The 17,274-nt window shown below is 71.9% G+C and carries 16 protein-coding genes; 4 read left to right on the forward strand and 12 right to left on the reverse strand.

Going from position 1 to position 17,274, the window contains the following annotated elements; translation table 11 throughout:
- The first annotated feature begins 101 nt into the window (after positions 1–101).
- The gene (locus ABFT23_RS15395) at positions 102–965 is read left to right on the forward strand and encodes a serine protein kinase RIO (protein WP_347896682.1); all 864 of its coding nucleotides are present in this window, start codon (positions 102–104) and stop codon (positions 963–965) included.
- A 36-nt stretch (positions 966–1,001) separates the two neighbouring features.
- The gene (locus ABFT23_RS15400) at positions 1,002–2,084 is read left to right on the forward strand and encodes an LOG family protein (protein ID WP_347896684.1); all 1,083 of its coding nucleotides are present in this window, start codon (positions 1,002–1,004) and stop codon (positions 2,082–2,084) included.
- 18 nt (positions 2,085–2,102) lie between these two features.
- Here the strand turns inward: ABFT23_RS15400 and ABFT23_RS15405 are convergent, their stop codons facing one another.
- The 6 genes from ABFT23_RS15405 to ABFT23_RS15430 form a co-directional block, all read right to left on the reverse strand.
- Entirely contained in the window at positions 2,103–3,314 is a 1,212-nt protein-coding gene (locus tag ABFT23_RS15405) for a glycosyltransferase family 4 protein (protein WP_347896686.1), read from the reverse strand.
- A 139-nt stretch (positions 3,315–3,453) separates the two neighbouring features.
- Entirely contained in the window at positions 3,454–4,431 is a 978-nt protein-coding gene (locus ABFT23_RS15410) for a hypothetical protein (protein ID WP_347896688.1), read from the reverse strand.
- 80 nt (positions 4,432–4,511) lie between these two features.
- Positions 4,512–5,633: a 23S rRNA (adenine(2503)-C(2))-methyltransferase RlmN gene (gene rlmN / locus ABFT23_RS15415; RefSeq protein ID WP_347896690.1), complete on the reverse strand. Its 1,122-nt coding sequence runs from the start codon at positions 5,631–5,633 to the stop codon at positions 4,512–4,514.
- Between the two features lie 76 nt (positions 5,634–5,709).
- On the reverse strand, positions 5,710–7,428 hold the full coding sequence (locus tag ABFT23_RS15420; RefSeq protein ID WP_347896692.1) for a glycerol-3-phosphate dehydrogenase/oxidase: 1,719 nt from the start codon (positions 7,426–7,428) through the stop codon (positions 5,710–5,712).
- Between the two features lie 63 nt (positions 7,429–7,491).
- Positions 7,492–9,009, reverse strand: a complete 1,518-nt coding sequence (gene glpK / locus ABFT23_RS15425; RefSeq protein ID WP_347896694.1) for a glycerol kinase GlpK — start codon at positions 9,007–9,009, stop codon at positions 7,492–7,494.
- 44 nt (positions 9,010–9,053) lie between these two features.
- The gene (locus ABFT23_RS15430; protein ID WP_347896696.1) at positions 9,054–9,893 is read right to left on the reverse strand and encodes an MIP/aquaporin family protein; all 840 of its coding nucleotides are present in this window, start codon (positions 9,891–9,893) and stop codon (positions 9,054–9,056) included.
- A 131-nt stretch (positions 9,894–10,024) separates the two neighbouring features.
- Between ABFT23_RS15430 and ABFT23_RS15435 the strand changes: the two genes are divergently transcribed.
- Positions 10,025–10,783 (forward strand): IclR family transcriptional regulator, encoded by a 759-nt coding sequence (locus tag ABFT23_RS15435; protein WP_347896698.1) that lies wholly within the window; start codon positions 10,025–10,027, stop codon positions 10,781–10,783.
- On the forward strand, positions 10,780–12,306 hold the full coding sequence (glpK, locus tag ABFT23_RS15440) for a glycerol kinase GlpK (RefSeq protein WP_347896700.1): 1,527 nt from the start codon (positions 10,780–10,782) through the stop codon (positions 12,304–12,306). Before ABFT23_RS15435 ends, glpK (ABFT23_RS15440) begins: the two co-directional genes overlap by 4 nt.
- Before the next feature lie 12 nt (positions 12,307–12,318).
- Here glpK (ABFT23_RS15440) and ABFT23_RS15445 read toward each other — a convergent pair whose 3' ends face one another.
- From ABFT23_RS15445 to rpsB, 6 genes are all read right to left on the reverse strand, one after another.
- On the reverse strand, positions 12,319–12,855 hold the full coding sequence (locus ABFT23_RS15445; protein ID WP_347896702.1) for a hypothetical protein: 537 nt from the start codon (positions 12,853–12,855) through the stop codon (positions 12,319–12,321).
- A 74-nt stretch (positions 12,856–12,929) separates the two neighbouring features.
- Positions 12,930–13,820: a phosphatidate cytidylyltransferase gene (locus ABFT23_RS15450; RefSeq protein ID WP_347896704.1), complete on the reverse strand. Its 891-nt coding sequence runs from the start codon at positions 13,818–13,820 to the stop codon at positions 12,930–12,932.
- Positions 13,821–13,844: 24 nt separating this feature from the next.
- On the reverse strand, positions 13,845–14,399 hold the full coding sequence (gene frr / locus ABFT23_RS15455) for a ribosome recycling factor (protein WP_347897047.1): 555 nt from the start codon (positions 14,397–14,399) through the stop codon (positions 13,845–13,847).
- A 72-nt stretch (positions 14,400–14,471) separates the two neighbouring features.
- Positions 14,472–15,185 carry a UMP kinase gene (gene pyrH, locus ABFT23_RS15460; RefSeq protein ID WP_347896706.1) on the reverse strand — a complete coding sequence of 238 codons (714 nt, stop codon included), beginning with the start codon at positions 15,183–15,185 and terminating at the stop codon, positions 14,472–14,474.
- 187 nt (positions 15,186–15,372) lie between these two features.
- A complete protein-coding gene (gene tsf, locus ABFT23_RS15465; protein ID WP_347896708.1) occupies positions 15,373–16,182 on the reverse strand; it encodes a translation elongation factor Ts in 810 nt (269 codons plus the stop codon).
- Between the two features lie 40 nt (positions 16,183–16,222).
- Entirely contained in the window at positions 16,223–17,200 is a 978-nt protein-coding gene (rpsB, locus tag ABFT23_RS15470) for a 30S ribosomal protein S2 (RefSeq protein ID WP_347896710.1), read from the reverse strand.
- Between the last annotated feature and the right edge of the window lie 74 nt (positions 17,201–17,274).

Below are 17,274 nucleotides of genomic sequence, written 5' to 3' on the forward strand. Positions count from 1 at the left end.
ATCGGGGGTCGCCCGGTGCCGTCGAGAGGAGCGTGACATGTCCATGACTGTCCTCGGCCTGCCCGCCGACCACTTCCTCCTCGAAACGAGCACCACCACCCATGACCTCCCAGGACTCCACTCCTGACCTCGAACCCCGGTTCCAGCTCGACTGGACCACCTACGACGACGTCGACGACGACACGCAACGCTGGTCGACCTGGCTGAGCGTCGAGCCGCTGTCCCGCGGTCCCGAGCCGCGCCCCGACTGGGTCGTCACCTCGCAGGGCGCGATCGACACCGACCTCGGCATCCTCAAGACCGGCAAGGAGGCCGACGTCTTCCTGCTCGAGCGCGCCGACCCGCACGACCCCGACGGCGGCGTCGTCATGGCGGCCAAGCGCTACCGCGACACCGACCACCGCACGTTCCATCGCTCGGCGTCCTACACCGAGGGCCGCGCGATGAAGCGGTCCCGCGACGAGCGGGCCCTCAAGCGCAAGTCGACCTTCGGTCGCCTCGTCGCCGCCGGCGAGTGGGCCGTCTCGGAGTGGGACGCCCTCAAGCGGTTCTGGGAGCTCGGTCTACCGGTGCCCTACCCCGTGCAGATCGACGGCACCGAGATCCTCATGGAGTGGATCTCGGTCGAGGGCGACGACGGTGTCGAGACCGCACCGCGGCTGGCCCAGACGCGACCGGACGCCGCGCTGCTGGCGTCCTACTACGACCAGCTGCGCGAGGCGATGGCGACGATGGCGCAGGCCGGCGTCGTGCACGGCGACCTGTCGGCCTACAACATCCTGGCCGCCGGCGAGCGCCTCGTGATCATCGACCTGCCGCAGATCGTCGATCTCGTCGGCAACGCCAACGGGTTCGACTACCTGATGCGCGACTGCACGAACGTCTGCGGCTGGTTCCGGCAGAAGGGCCTCGAGTCGGCCGACGAGCAGGAGCTGTTCGCGGACGTGATCGCCAGCGCCTGGTGACCGATTCTCGCCTACGCTCTGTCTCGTGAAGGCCTCGTGAAGCGCACCCGCGGTCGCGTCGTCCACGTCGAGTCGCTCGCCGACCTCGACCGACGGCTCGACGCGGGGGCGACCCGACTGGGCTCGTGGCGGGTGCACCGCCTCGACCTGGTCGTCCACGGGGCGCGCCTGCGCGGGTGCGACGTCCGGGGCACCACGTTCCTGGGGTGTCGCTTCCGGCCGGGCGACGACGACGCGCTCGTGGCCGCCGGAGCCCTGGTGCTGCCCGACGTCGGCGCGTCGCCGCTCGACGTCTACCGCCCGCACCTCTACACCGCCGACGAGCTCTACGACCGCGAGCCCTACTCCCGCAGCCTCGACGCGCGGGCCTACGCCTGGTCGCAGCGCGTGCCCGGCCGCGACGACTCGCTCGCCGCGTCGCTGCACGACCACGCGATCGACGAGGCGCTCGACGCCTTCGTCGCCGGCCGGCGCATCGCCGGGGTGATGGGCGGCCACGCGACCCAGCGCGACGACGCGGGCTACGTCGACGCGGCCCAGCTCGGCCGGCTGCTCGGCGGCGACCTCACCGTCGCTACCGGGGGCGGACCCGGCGCGATGGAGGCCGCCAACCTCGGCGCCCGGCTCGCCGGGCTCGACCCCGCGGCCCTCGAGACGGCCGTCGCCGTGCTGGCCACCGTCCCGACCTTCCGGCCCTCGATCGACGCCTGGGTGCGCACCGCCCTCGACGCCGTCGCCGACCTCCCGGAGCCGCGCACCACGCTCGGCGTCCCCACCTGGCACTACGGGCACGAGCCGCCCAACCTCTTCGCCACGGCCATCGCCAAGTACGTCGGCAACCCCACGCGCGAGGCGGTGCTGCTCGAGATCTGCCACGCCGGGATCGTGTTCCTGCCCGGGGCCGCCGGCACCGTGCAGGAGGTCTTCCAGGACGCCTGCGAGAACTACTACGCCGACGAGGCGTCGGTCGCGCCGATGGTGCTCGTCGGGCGCGAGCACTGGACCGAGAGCCTCCCGGCCTGGCCGTTGCTGCAGGCGCTGGCCCGCGGGCGCGCGATGGAGCAGCACGTGCACCTCGTCGACACCGTCGACGAGGCCGCCGAGCTGCTGCTCCCCTGACGCCGGGGCGCGGGCGGCTCAGCCGGCGAGGGCGGTGTCTCCCGACCGGACGTCGATGACGTCGCGGTAGTGCTCGACCAGGGTGGCGTTCACCCGGGCCCACGAGCGTCCTTCCACGGAGCGACGCGCGGCGCCGGCCATGCGGCGACGCAGCACCGGCTGCGTGGCGAGCAGGTCGACGTACGTCGCGAGGTCCGCCCGGTCGCCGGGCCGGTAGAGGAAGCCGGCGGTGCCGTCGTCCACGACGTCGATCGGGCCGCCCTGGCGCGGGGCGACCACCGGGACGCCGGACGCGAGGGCCTCCTGGGCCGACTGGCAGTAGGTCTCGTGCCGGCCCGTGTGCACGAAGACGTCGAGCGAGGCGTAGACCGCACCGAGCTCGTCGCCGTGCAGGGTGCCGAGGAACTGCGCCCCGGGGAGCAGCGCGCGGAGCCGCTGCTCCTCAGGGCCTCCGCCGACGACCACCAGTGCGTGACGGGGGTCGGCGGCGAGCACGGTGAGCAGGTCGAGCTCCTTCTCGGGCGCCAGGCGCCCGACGTAGCCGACCAGCAGGCGGTCGGGGTCGCCGTCCGCACCACGGGGGCCGAGGAGCCGGGCCCGGAGGGCGTCGTCTCGGCGCGCGGGGTGGAACTGCTCGAGGTCGACGCCGCGCGGCCACAAGGCGGTGCCGGGGACGTCGAGCTCGGCCAGCTGCCCGAGGCTGGCCCGGGAGGGCGCGAGGGTGCGGTCGACCCGGGTGTGGATGCGCCGGGTCAGGGCGGCGGCGGCCCGGGCCCCGCCGGGCAGGTCGTAGCGCTCGGCGAAGCCCACGAGGTCGGTCTGGTAGATCGCGACGGTCGGGACGCCGAGCTCGCCGGCGGCCCGGGCGGCCTGGTAGCCGAGCGTGGCGGGCGAGGCGATGTGCACGACGTCGGGGCGGAACCGCAGCATCGTGGCGCGCAGGCGCCGTCGGGTCTCGAGCCCGATCTTGAAGTCCTTGTAGAACGGCAGGTGCGCGCCGCGGGCGTGGCGCACCCGGAACCCGGCGTAGGTGTCGGGACCGGTGGGAGCGACCAGCTCGGCCTCGTGGCCCTCGGCGGCGAGGTGCTCGAGCACCCGGCGCACGGAGTTGGTGACGCCGTTCACCTGCGGCAGGAACGACTCGGCGACCACCAGGACGCGGAGCCGGCCCGGACGCCGGGTGGACCGGTCGGGGCGGATGGTGCGGACAAGCGGGAGGAGCTCGGCCATGTCCGTGACGCTAGGCAGCGCGCGACAACTCCCCGCCCGCCTCGTGTGGCCTGATCGTGAACACCTGTTGGCCGGAGCGTCGTCGACGGCGTCCCGACCGACGGCTTGCCCTCGAGGGGTCACACGTGGGGGCTCGCGGTCACCCGGCGGAGGTGACCGCCCGTTCGGCCACCCGCAGCGCGCGCCGACGGACGGCCGTCGCGGCGACGACGGCCAGGCAGACCGCGGCCGCGACCAGGTCGCTGGCCAGCTCGGCCCGCGCCCCGTCCGACGGGTCGTAGGGCTCGTTCAGGAAGGGCGCCACGACGCCGACGAGGAACGCGCCGACGGCGAGCGCGGTGGCGTGCGTGGTGGTCCAGGCGGTGCTGCGCGACCACCGGCCGACGGCCGTCACGACGGCGACGACGACCAGCGCGGCCACCACCAGCGCCGTCGCGCCCTCGCCCGGCAGGTAGAGCAGGTAGGCCACGAACGCCAGCGCACCGAGCAGCCATGGCGCCGGCACACGCGTCGTCGTCGCCGGACGCCGGCGCCACGCGAGGCCGAGACCGACGAGGGCGGCGGCCGTCGCCACGGCGACCGCCGTCTGCAGCGGCGAGGCCTGGAACCCGCGACCGTCGTCGGCCTTCACGCCCACGTGGTTGACCACCGAGGCCAGCACGTACAGCAGGCCGGCGGCCCGGACCGCCCGCTTCGTCAGCCATGCCTCGGTGCCGCGGTGCGACCACGCCTCGGCGATCGCGATCGGCGCCGCGATGCTCGCGACGACGTGTCCGCTGACGAAGGCCATCAGGTAGTAGAGGCTGATGTCGAGGCCGCCGACGTGGACCGGGTGCTGGAAGTCGTAGCGGCCGTAGGCGGGGTTGAACAGCGACTGGTCGACGACACCGGCCTGGACGACGCCGAACGCAGCACCCAGCAGCAGCATCGTCGGCCAGCCCCGACCGGTGCGGCGCGCCACCTCGCGCACGAGCAGGGCCGCGGCGCCGTACAACGGTGCGAGGAACAGCAGCACGAGCGGGACGTCGGCCACCGGCAGTCCGCCCCACGCGATCTCGGCCGACCACGGCGCGAGCAGGACCAGCACCAGCACGGGGATCCTGGCGGTCGGTCGCACGGGACGACGCTAGACCGGACGCGGTGTCCGACGGATCGTGCTCGAGGCTCGCGCCGAGCGACGGAAGTCGTAGACCGGCGTCACTCCACGGCTGCGAGCTGGCCGCACGCCCCGTCGATGTCGCTGCCGCGGGTGTCGCGCACGGTCGTCGGGATGCCCCTGGCCTCGAGTCGGCGCACGAACTCGCGCTCGTCGGCCGGGTCGGACGCCGTCCACTTCGAGCCGGGAGTGGGGTTGAGCGGGATCAGGTTGACGTGCACCCAGCCCCAGTCGCCGCGCATGAGGACGTCGGCCAGCAGGTCGGCGCGCCAGGCCTGGTCGTTGATGCCGCGCATCATGGCGTACTCGATGCTCACGCGACGCTTGGTGGTCTGGGCGTAGTGGAACGCCGCGTCGACCGTCTCGGCGACCGAGAACCGCGTGTTGATCGGCACGAGCTCGTTGCGCAGCTCGTCGTCGGGGGCGTGCAGGCTGAGCGCGAGCGTGACCGGGATGCCCTCGTCGGCGAGCTGACGCATGCGCGGCACGAGGCCCACGGTCGAGACCGTGACGCCGCGCGCCGACATGCCGAGGCCGTCGGGGCTGGGGTCGGTCAGCCGGCGCACGGCGCCGATGACGGCCTTGTAGTTGGCCAACGGCTCGCCCATGCCCATGAACACCACGTTGGAGACCCGGGTCGGGCCGCCCGGCACCTCGCCGCGCGCGAGCGCGCGGGCGCCGGCCAGCACCTGCTCGACGATCTCGGCGGTCGACATGTTGCGTTGCAGGCCACCCTGCCCGGTGGCGCAGAAGGGGCAGGCCATGCCGCAACCGGCCTGGCTGGAGACGCACATCGTGGCGCGGTCGGGGTAGCGCATCAGCACCGACTCGACGAGGGCCCCGTCGAAGAGCTTCCACAGCGTCTTGCGCGTGGTGCCCTTGTCGGCCTCCATCGTGCGCAGCGGCGTCATCAGGTCGGGCAGCAGGGTGGCGACGAGGTCGTCGCGCTGGGCGGCCGGCAGGTCGGTCATCTCGGCGGGGTCGTCGACCAGCCGGGCGAAGTAGTGCGCGGAGAGCTGCTTGGCCCGAAAGCCCGGCAGCCCGTGCTCCTCGAGCAGCGCCTTGCGACCGGCCGGGTCGAGGTCGGCGAGGTGCGGCGGGGGCTTCTTGCGCCCGCGGGGCTCGTTGAACACCAGCGGGAGGGTCTTGATGGGCTCGGTCATAGCACCCTCAGTCTCCCACCGCGGGCCAGCCCCCGCCGATTCGCGAGCGTGTGAGCCCGGCCGGACCCGAGCGACCTCAGCTGAGCGGCACGACGTCGGCCGCACCCATGCGGGCGGCGTCGGCCGTGGCGTCGTCGGGCATCTGCTGGCTCTGGAGCTCGGCCTCGACCCGCTTGCGGTAGTGGTCGACCTCGATCCCGCGCTGCTCCTCGCTCCAGCCCAGCACCGGGGCGACGAGGTCGGCGACCTCCTCGGCGGCGCCGACACCCCGGTCGAAGGTCTCGATCGAGATGCGCATGCGCCGCGTGAGGACGTCGTCGAGGTGGCGCGCGCCCTCGTGGCTCGCGGCGTAGACGGCCTCGACCCGTAGGTAGTCGGCGGCACCGGCCAGCGGCTCGCCCAGGCTCGGGTCGGCCTCGACCAGGTCGAGCACCTCGTGCACCAGCGAGCCGTAACGGCCGAGGAGGTGGTCGATCCAGACCTCGTGCAGGCCCGAGCGGTCGGCCAGCACGTGGCGGGAGTTGACCAGCGCCTCGTAGCCCTCGGCGCCCAGCAGCGGCACCTTGGCCGTGACCGACGGTCCGACGACCCGGTCGAACATCGACGACATGCCGTGCACGGCCTCGTCGACGGCGTCCTCGGCCATCACTCGGTAGGTCGTGTACTTGCCGCCCGCGACGACGACCAGGCCGGGCGCGGGGTGGCCGACGGCGTGCTCGCGCGAGAGCTTGGAGGTGGCCTCCGACTCCCCCTCGAGCAGGGGACGCAGTCCGGCGTAGACGCCCTCGACGTCGGCGCGCGTCAGCGGGGTCTCGAGCACGGAGTTGACGTGCTCGAGCAGGTAGTCGATGTCGGCCTCGCTGGCCGCCGGGTGCGACTTGTCGAGGCTCCAGTCGGTGTCGGTGGTGCCGATGATCCAGTGCCGGCCCCACGGGATGACGAACAGCACCGACTTCTCGGTGCGCAGGATCAGGCCGACCTCGGAGCGGATGCGGTCCTTGGGCACCACCAGGTGGATGCCCTTGCTGGCGCGCACGTGGAACGAGCCGCGCTGCCCACCGAGGTCCTGGGTCTCGTCGGTCCACACGCCGGTGGCGTTGATGACCTGGCGGGCGCGGACGGTGACGGTCTCGTCGGTCTCGAGGTCGCGGACGACGGCGCCGGTGACGCGCTCGCCCTCCTTGAGCAGCTCGACGACCCGGGCCCGCGAGGCCACGTGGGCGCCGTAGGCCGCGGCCGTGCGCGACAGGAACATGGTGTGACGCGCGTCGTCGACCTGGGCGTCGTAGTACTTCAGGGCACCGACGAGGGCGTCCTTGCGCAGCGACGGCACCAGCTTGCGCGCGCCGCGACGGGTGAGGTGGCGGTGCAGCGGGACGCCGGAGCGTCCGGAGACGCGCGACATCGTGTCGTAGAGCGCGACGCCGGCACCGGCGTAGAAGCGTTCCCACCCGCGGTGCTGCAGCGGGTAGAGGAACGCGACCGGGCGCACCAGGTGCGGGGCCAGCTCCTGCAGGAGCAGGCCCCGCTCCTTGAGCGCCTCGGCCACGAGCCGGAAGTCGAGCATCTCCAGGTAGCGCAGTCCGCCGTGCACGAGCTTGCTCGAGCGGCTCGAGGTGCCCGAGGCGAAGTCGCGCGCCTCGACCAGCCCCACCTTGAGGCCGCGGGTGGCGGCGTCGAGGGCGCTGCCCGCACCGACCACCCCACCACCGATGACCAGGATGTCGAGCTCCTCGGCGGCCATGGCGCGCAGGGACTCCGCACGGAACTCGGGTGACAGGGCGACGGACCTCATGGGGTGATCAACCTCTTCTGCTGGTGGGTGTGGACGAGCGGGTCGGAAGCGCCGGTACCCGGATCAGTCGACGTCGACCCAGTCGAGCGTGCGGGTCACGGCCTTCTTCCACTGGGCATAACCGTCTTCACGCTGCTGGTCATCCCACTGTGGCGACCATCGCTTCGCCTCGTTCCAGTTGGCGCGCAGCTCGTCGGTGTTGTTCCAGAAGCCGACGGCGAGCCCGGCCGCGTAGGCCGCCCCGAGCGCCGTCGTCTCGGCGACGACGGGCCGGCTGACCTCGACGCCGAGCACGTCGGCCTGGATCTGCATGCACAGCTCGTTGGCGGTGACGCCGCCGTCGACCTTGAGCACCTCGAGCGTCACGCCGGAGTCCTTCTCCATGGCCTCGGCGACGTCGCGGCTCTGGTAGCAGATCGACTCGAGCGTGGCGCGGGCCAGGTGGGCGTTGGTGTTGTAGCGCGAGAGCCCGACGATGGCGCCGCGGGCGTCGGAGCGCCAGTAGGGCGCGAACAGGCCGGAGAACGCGGGCACGAAGTAGACGCCACCGTTGTCCTCGACCTGGGCGGCCAGCGACTCGCTCTGCGAGGCGCCGCTGATGATGCCGAGCTGGTCGCGCAGCCACTGGACGGCGGAGCCGGTGACCGCGATCGAGCCCTCGAGGGCGTAGACCGCGGGCTGGTCGCCGAACTTGTAGCAGACCGTCGTCAGCAGGCCCGCCTTCGACCGGACCAGCTCGGTGCCGGTGTTGAGGAGCATGAAGTTGCCGGTGCCGTAGGTGTTCTTGGCCTCGCCGGGCTCGAAGCAGACCTGGCCGACGGTCGCGGCCTGCTGGTCGCCGAGGATGCCGGTGATCGGCACCTCGCCGCGCAGCGGGCCGTTGGCGCGGGTGGTGCCGTAGCCGCCGGGCTCGCTGGAGGACTTGATCTCGGGGAGCATCGAGCGCGGGATGTCGAACATCGCGAGCAGCTCGTCGTCCCAGTCGAGGGTCTCGAGGTCCATGAGCATGGTGCGGCTGGCGTTGGTGGGCTCGGTGACGTGGACGCCGCCGTCGGTGCCACCGGTCAGGTTCCAGACCAGCCAGCAGTCGGTGTTGCCGAACAGGGCGTCGCCCTTCTCGGCGGCCTCGCGGACGCCGTCGACGTTCTCGAGGATCCACTGGATCTTGCCGCCCGAGAAGTACGTCGCCGGCGGCAGGCCGGCCTTGCGCCGGATGGTGTCGCCGTGGCCGTCGCGCTCGAGCTTGCTGGCGATCTTGTCGGTGCGGGTGTCCTGCCACACGATCGCGTTGTAGTAGGGGCGACCGGTGTTCTTGTCCCACACCACGGTCGTCTCGCGCTGGTTGGTGATGCCGAGGGCGGCGAGGTCGCTCGCCTGCAGCTTGGCCTTGCTCAGGCCCGACTGCAGCACCGAGCTGGTGCGCTCCCAGATCTCCACCGGGTCGTGCTCGACCCAGCCGGCCTGCGGCAGGATCTGCTCGTGCTCGAGCTGGTGGCGGGCGATCTCGTTGCCGCCGTGGTCGAAGATCATGAAGCGTGTGCTGGTGGTGCCCTGGTCGACGGCGCCGACGTACTGCGTCATGCGGTTGCTCCTCGGGTTGTGGGTGGTGGCAAGGTCGGGTGGGCTCAGACCGCGTCGGCCTGCGGCCCCTTCTCGCCGACGGAGGCCGGCTCCTCCTCGGGCAGGTGGATCTCGATGAGGTACTTGAAGGCCACGCCGCCGACGAGGCCGCCGATCACCGGGGCGATGAGCGGCACCCAGAAGTAGACGTCGTTGCTCGCCGCCGACTCCCAGACCTGGTTGCCGTAGCCGGTGATCCAGGCCGCGAGACGCGGACCGAGGTCGCGGGCGGGGTTGATCGCGTAGCCGGCGTTGGCGCCCCAGGCCATGCCGATGCCGACCACGATCATGCCGACGAACCACGGCGTGAGGTTGGCCAGCGGCGGGGCGTTGGTGGCGGTCGTCAGGGCGAGGACGAGGAAGACGAGGATGGCCGTGCCGATGATCTGGTCGCCGAAGGCGGTCATGATCGAGACCTGGTCGCCGCTGGCGTCGACGCCGGGCGAGGTGAAGAAGATGCCCATCGAGTCCTTGCCCAGCGAGGGGTCGAAGCCCTTGATGAAGTCGCCGTAGGTGAAGCGGACGATGAGCGCGGCGACGAACGCGCCGGCGAGCTGCGCGACGGCGTAGGGGCCGACCTTGGCCCACGGGAAGCCACGGAAGGCGGCGAGGGCGATCGTGACCGCCGGGTTGAGGTGGGCGCCGGTGATCTTGCCGGCGGTGTAGATGCCGAGCACGACACCGAGGCCCCAGGCCCAGCTGATCGAGTCGACGTCGCCGCGGCCGGCGGCGACCACCGAGGCCACCACCCCGCAGCCGAACAGGATGAGGATGAGCGTGCCGGCGAACTCGGCACTCAGCTCGCCGACGAGCGGGTTGCGTTTGTGGGTGTGCTGGTTGTTCATGGTTCCCCTCCGGACCGGCGACCCCTGTGGCGCCAGTCACACCATGGTCCTGGTCCGGCTCCTCGCGCTACGGCCGTCGTTCGATCATGTCGAACAGTGGGTCGACGATGCCGAACGCGTAGGCTGGCGTCGTGCCCGGCACCATCCAGTCCATCGAGCGGGCGGCCGCCGTGCTGCAGTTCCTCGGCGCCGTCCGCGAGCCGGTCGCCCTCGGCGACCTCGCCCAGGCCCTCGGCCTGGCCAAGCCCACCGTCCACGGCATCGTGCGCACCCTCGTCGGAGTCGGCTTCGTCGAGCAGGACGCCGAGACCGGCCGCTACGCGGTCGGCGAGGCCCTGGCCCACCTCGGCGACGCGCTCGACGTCCACCTGCTGCGCTCGCGTGCCTCGGCCTGGGCCGACGGCCTCGCCGCGCACACGGGGCTCGAGGTCGAGCTCGGCGTGCTCACCGGACGGTCCGTCGAGCTCCTGCACCACGTGTTCCGACCCGACGGCAGCCCGCAGCGGCTGCGCATCGGCGAGCGCCAGCCCCTGCACGCCACCGCCGTCGGGCTCACCCTGCTGGCCTTCTCCCCCACCGCCGCCCGCCCGCGCGACCTCGAGCTCACGTCCTACACCCCGGCCACGACGACGCGTCCGCTCGACCTGACCCGCGCCGTCCAGCAGACCGCGCGGCGGGGCTGGGCGCTCGTCGACGGCACGTTCCGACCCGGTCTCGCCTCGATCGCCGCGCCGATCCGCCACCACGCCGGCGTCGGCGTCGGCGCCCTCGGCGTGGTCGGCCCCCGAGAACGGGTGCTGACGCCGTCCGGAGGACCCGCGGCCGGGCTCGTCGAGGCGATCGTGACGGCGGCGGACGCGGTGTCCGACCGATTGCAGGAGCGCCTGTGAGCCCCGCACGCACGAGCGCCCCGACCCACGTCGCTGCGATCGACCAGGGCACCACGTCGACGCGGTGCCTGGTCTTCGACCGTCGCGGCCGGATGATCGCCGTGGCCCAGCACGAGCACCGCCAGCACTACCCGCGACCCGGCTGGGCCGAGCACGACGCCGCCGAGATCTGGACCAACACGTTGCGGGTGCTGCCCGAGGCGCTCGACCAGGCCGGGCTGCAGCCGGGCGACCTCGCCGCCGTCGGCATCGCCAACCAGCGCGAGACCACGGTCGTGTGGGACCGCGCCACCGGGCACCCGGTGGCGCCCGCCATCACCTGGCAGGACACCCGCAGCTCGGGGGTCGTCGAGTCGCTCAACGCCTCCTCGTCGGCCGGGCTGTTCCGCGAGGTCTGCGGTCTCGCCCCGGCCGGCTACTTCGCCGCCCCGCGGCTGCGCTGGCTCCTCGACCACGTGCCCGGGCTGCAACGCCGGGCCCGGCTCGGCGAGATCGCTTTCGGCACCATCGAGACCTGGCTCATCTGGAACCTCACCGGCGGCCCCGACAAGGGCGTGCACGTCACCGACGTGACCAACGCGAGCCGCACCATGCTCATGGACATCCGCTCGCTCGACTGGGACCAGCGACTGCTCGACGCGCTCGACATCCCGCGCGAGGTCCTGCCCGAGATCCGGCCCAACGCCCAGGTCTACGGCTCGTGCGCGGTCGGGCTGCCCGGCGTCCCCATCGGCGGCGCGTTCGGCGACCAGCAGGCCGCCCTGTTCGGCCAGGCGTGCTTCGCCGCCGGCGAGGCCAAGTGCACCTACGGCACCGGCGCCTTCCTGCTGATGAACACCGGCGCGCAGATCACCGCGTCGAGCCACGGGCTCATCTCCACGGTCGCGCACGCCCTCGAGGGGCAGCCGACGACCTACGCCACCGAGGGCTCGATCGCGGTCGCCGGCGCGCTGGTGCAGTGGTTCCGCGACTCGCTCGAGATGATCCGCTCCGCACCCGAGATCGAGACCCTCGCGCGTCGTGTCGACGACAACGGCGGCTGCTACATCGTGCCCGCCTTCGCCGGGCTCTTCGCGCCGCGGTGGCAGCCCGACGCGCGCGGCGTCGTCGTCGGGCTCACCTCCTACGTCACCCGCGCCCACCTCGCGCGCGCCGTCCTCGAGGCCACCGCGTGGCAGACCGCCGAGGTCGTCGACGCGATGGCCGCCGACACCGGCATCGGGTTCACCGGGCTCAAGGTCGACGGCGGCATGACCGCCAACCACCTGCTCATGCAGTACGTCGCCGACGTGCTCGACCTGCCCGTCGAGCGACCTCTGATGTCGGAGTCGGTCTCGCTCGGGGCGGCCTACGCCGCCGGGCTCGCCGTCGACTTCTGGCCCGACCTCGACGTGCTGCGCGACAACTGGAGTCGTGCGGCCCGCTGGGACCCGACGATGAGTGAGGGCGTGCGCCGGCGCGAGCGGTCGGGCTGGGACCGCGCCGTCGAGCGCACCCTCGGGTGGGTCGTCGACGACGTCTGAGCGGCGCCGGCCTCAGCCCTCGAGCGCGACGTAGAACGTGAGCGCCGCGGTGACGGCCACGAGGACCGGCGTGGTGATGATCCCGTAGAGCATGTAGCGGGCGAAGCGGCGCGTGCCCGGTGCGACGACCAGGGCGAGGTTGATCGCGAGCAGCACGCCCAGCGCCACCAGGAACACCCATGGGTGGTCGCCGATGTCGTAGCCGATGACGACCTCGAGGATGACGCCGAGCAGACCGAGGACCACCACGACCGTGAGCACGCCGGTGAAGAAGCCGGTGAGCGGGGTGAACACCGGGTGGCTGCGGTGCCAGAACCGCGGCCCGGACGACGTCTCGTCGTGCTCGGAGCCCGCGTCGGTGGCGGTGCTCACGAACACCGGTGCGTCGGACGTCGCGTCGTCGCCCGACGTGGCCGCGACCGGCACCGTGGCGACGTCGTCGCGTCGCGCGCGACGCCTGCGCCCACGGCGACGACCGGACGCCGGGTCGTCGTCGTCCGGGGTCGCGTCGTCCGCAGGCTCGGCGCGGACGCTCTCGTCGGTGCTCATCGGGGTCGATCGTATGCGGCTCGTCCACATCCCACGGCGGATCCGCCGCGAAGGTCACCTGTGCGAGGGAGGCGTCAGGCGAAGGCGAGGTAGTGCAGCAGCAGCCAGATCGGGGCGATCGTGGCGAGGAGGGAGTCGAGACGGTCCATGAGCCCGCCGTGTCCGGGGATGACCTGGCTCATGTCCTTGATGCCGAGGTCGCGCTTGATCACCGACTCGCACAGGTCGCCGAGCGTGGCCATCACGACCGCGATGAGGCCCAGGCACAGCCCGACCCACCACTCGCCCTCGAGCAGGTAGACCACGAGCAGCCAGCCGGCCACCAGGCACGCGACCGCCGAGCCCGCGAAGCCCTCCCACGACTTCTTCGGCGAGATGACCGGCGCCATCGGGTGCCTGCCGAACAGCACCCCGGCGATGTAGCCGCCGATGTCGGAGGCGATGGTGACCAGGATGAAGGCCAGGATGCCTTGCACGCCGTCGTTGTCGAGGCCACCGCCGTCACGCCCGCCCTCGGAGAGCAGCAGGGCCACGAACGAGCCGAGGAACGGCACGTAGACCAGGGTGAACACCGATGCCGTGGCGTTCTTGACGTAGCCGTCGATGCCGCGGCGCAGCAGCCAGAGCATCACCACCAGCGCGGTGACCGCGGTGGCCGTGACCAGCGCGTCGCTGCCCCACGCGTAGGCGCAGAGCACCATGACGGCGCCGCCGAGCATCAGCGGCTGCTCGGGCAGGTCGATGTCGCGTGCGAGCAGGCCCTGACGCAGCTCCCAGATCGCCACCACGACCGCGGCGACCACGATCAGCATGAACGCCGGCTTCCAGAAGGCCAGCGAGGCGGCGATGGCGCACAGCAGCACCACCGCGGAGAGCACTGCGGCCCGGAGGTCGCGTCCGGCCCGCCCGTGGTCCTTCGGGGGCGGGTGAGCCTGGGAGGCTGGCGTGCCGGACGACGTCGTCACGGCCGGTCGGGCGGCTCGGGGTCGTCAGACCTCGAGCAGCTCGGCCTCCTTGCTCTTGAGCATCTCGTCGATCGCGTCGGTGTGCTTCTTGGTGATGCTGTCGAGCCGCTTCTCGGCACCGGTGACGTCGTCCTTGCCGACCTCGCCGTCCTTCTCGAGCTTCTCGAGGTTCTGCTTCGCCGTCCGGCGGACGCTGCGCACGGCGATGCGGCCGTCCTCGGCCTTGGCCTTGGCGAGCTTGACGAACTCCTTGCGGCGCTCCTCGGTGAGCTCGGGGAAGACCGCGCGGAGCACCTTGCCGTCGTTGGACGGGTTGACGCCGAGGTCGGAGTCGCGGATGGCCTTCTCGACGTTGGCCATCGCGCCCATGTCGAACGGCTGGATCATGATGACCCGCGCCTCGGGCGCGGTGAACGAGGCCAGGCTCTGCAGCGGCGTCGGCGTGCCGTAGTAGTCGACCATGATCTTGCTGAACATGGCGGGGGTGGCGCGGCCGGCCCGGATCGCGGCGAACTCCTCGCGCGTCGCCTCGACCGACTTGTCCATCTTGCCGTCGGCCTCGTTGAGGATGTCGTTGATCACGGGGTGGTCCTTTCGCTGGTCGCGCCGTCGCGCCGTGGCGCGGGGTCGCTGGTCTGGTGGGGCCGGGTCTCAGCCCGCGGTGACGAGCGTGCCGATCTTCTCACCTCGGACGGCGCGCAGGATGCTGCCCTCCTCGCCGAGCCCGAAGACGATGAGGGGCAGCTTGTTCTCACGGGCGAGGGTGAACGCCGTCTGGTCCATGATGCGCAGGCCCTGCTCGATCGCGTCGTCGTAGGTCAGCTGCTCGATGCGCGTGGCGGTCGGGTCCTTCTTCGGGTCGGCGGTGTAGATGCCGTCGACGCCGTTCTTGTCGAACAGCACGACGTCGCACCGGCTCTCGAGGGCGCGCTGCACCGCCACGGTGTCGGTGGAGAAGAACGGCATGCCCATGCCGGCACCGAAGATGACCACGCGGCCCTTCTCCATGTGCCGGATCGCGCGCCGCGGGATGTAGGGCTCGGCCACCTGGCCCATCGTGATCGCGGTCTGGACGCGGGTGTCGACGCCCATCTTCTCCAGGAAGTCCTGCAGGGCCAGGCAGTTCATGACGATGCCGAGCATGCCCATGTAGTCGGCCCGCACGCGGTCCATGCCGCGCTGCTGCAGCTCGGCGCCGCGGAAGAAGTTGCCGCCGCCGGTCACGATCGCGACCTGGACGCCCGCCTCGACGACGGCCGCGATCTCCTTGGCGATGCCCTGGACGACGTCAGGGTCGACGCCGACCTTGCCGCCGCCGAACACCTCGCCGGAGAGCTTGAGCAGGACGCGCTGGTAGCCGGTCATCTGGTCCTTCCATGGTGTGCCGAGTCCTCAGGGAGGCTACCGGTCTCTGACGTCGTCCGTCGCGCCGGGCTCGGTGCAGCTCGCGACGTGTCGCGAGCCGACGAGCGCGGGCCCGGGGGCACGGAAAAACGGCAGGAGCGCCGCCCGTCGGGCGACGCTCCTGTCGTGGTGCCTGGAGGGATGCTCCCTACACGCCGACCTCGAGACGCGCGAAGCGCGTCACCGAGGTGCCGGCGGCGTCGAGCACCTGCTTGACCGACTTCTTCGACTCGAAGACCGACTCCTGGTCGAGCAGCACGATCTCCTTGAAGAACGCGTTGATGCGACCCTCGACGATCTTGGAGACGGCAGCCTCGGGCTTGCCCTCCTCGAGCGTCTTCTTGGTCAGCACGTCCTTCTCGGCCTCGACGACGTCGGCCGGGACCTGGTCGCTGGTGAGGTACTGCGCCTTGAGGGCGGCGGCCTGCTGGGCAGCCTGCTTGGCCGCCGCCTCGTCGCCGTCGTACTCGACGAGGACGCCGAGCGTCGGGGGCAGGTCGGTGGCCTTCTTGTGCAGGTAGACCGTGGTGGTGCCGGCGAAGTAGGCGACCTCGCCGAGCTCGATCTTCTCGCCGATGGTGCGGGCCAGCTCGGCCACGACCTCGCCCACGGTGGAGTCACCGAGAGCGACGGCCTTGAGGGCCTCCGCGTCGGCGGCCTGGGCCTCGTTGGCGGCGTCGGCGATCTGCTGTGCCGTGGCGATGAACGCCTCGTTCTTGGCGACGAAGTCGGTCTCGGCCTTGAGGCTGATGAGGGCGTTGCCCGACGCGGCGACCAGACCGGCCGACGCCTCGCGCTCCTCGGCCCGGGCAGCGGCCTTGGCCGCGCCCTTGACCCGCAGGATCTCGACGGCCTTGTCGAAGTCGCCGTCGGCCTCGTCGAGCGCCTTCTTGCAGTCCATCATGCCGGCCTGCGTCAGCTCACGGAGCTTCTTGACGTCGGCAGCGGTGTAAGCCATGTGCGTTCCTCTTCGAGTACGTCGGGACGGTAGGGGTGTCTCAGGCCTGCTCGGCCGGGGCCTCGGCGGCCTCGGTCGCGGCGGCCTCGACGGGGGCCTCGGTGGCCTCGGGAGCAGCAGCGACCTCGGGAGCAGCAGCGGCCTCGGGAGCGGCAGCGGCCTCGGCACCCTCGGACGACGCGCCGGTCGCCTCGGAGGCGGGGGCCTCAGGCTCGGCGGCCGTGGCGGCCTCGGCGGCCTGCTCGGCGTCGCCGCCCAGCAGCTCGCGCTCCCACTCGGCCAGCGGCTCGTCGGCGGTGGCGGCGGCGCCCTCACCGGTCTTGGCGCCGGAGCGGGCGATGAGGCCCTCGGCGACGGCGTCGGCGACCACGCGGGTCAGCAGTCCGACCGCGCGGATGGCGTCGTCGTTGCCCGGGATCGGGAAGTCGACCTCGTCGGGGTCGCAGTTGGTGTCGAGGATGCCGATGATCGGGATGCGCAGCTTGCGCGCCTCCTCGACCGCCAGGTGCTCCTTCTTGGTGTCGACGACCCAGACCGCGGAGGGCGTGCGGGTCATCTCGCGGATGCCGCCGAGGGTCTTGTCGAGCTTGTCGCGCTCCCGCTTCATCTGCAGGAGCTCCTTCTTGGTGCGACCGGAGCCGGCGACGGCGTCGAAGTCGATCTCGTCGAGCTCCTTGAGACGGTTGATCCGCTGGTGCACCGTCTGGAAGTTGGTCAGCATGCCGCCGAGCCAGCGCTGGTTGACGTAGGGCATGCCCACGCGGGTCGCCTGCTCGGCGATCGCCTCCTGCGCCTGCTTCTTGGTGCCGACGAACATGATCGTGCCGCCCTTGGCCACCGTCTCCTTGACGAAGGCGTAGGAGCGGTCGATGTAGGCCAGCGACTGCTGCAGGTCGATGATGTAGATGCCGTTGCGCTCGGTCATGATGAAGCGCTTCATCTTCGGGTTCCAGCGACGGGTCTGGTGTCCGAAGTGCACGCCGCTCTCGAGGAGCTGGCGCATGGTCACGACTGCCATGGTGGTTCTTCTCTCGTGTGTCGGACGCACCGCCGTGCGCGTGCCCTTGCGACTCGCTCTCGCGAGCAGGGCAC

It is taken from the genome of Nocardioides secundeburneus (genome assembly GCF_039939255.1).
In the GTDB taxonomy this organism is placed as follows: Bacteria; Actinomycetota; Actinomycetes; order Propionibacteriales; family Nocardioidaceae; genus Nocardioides.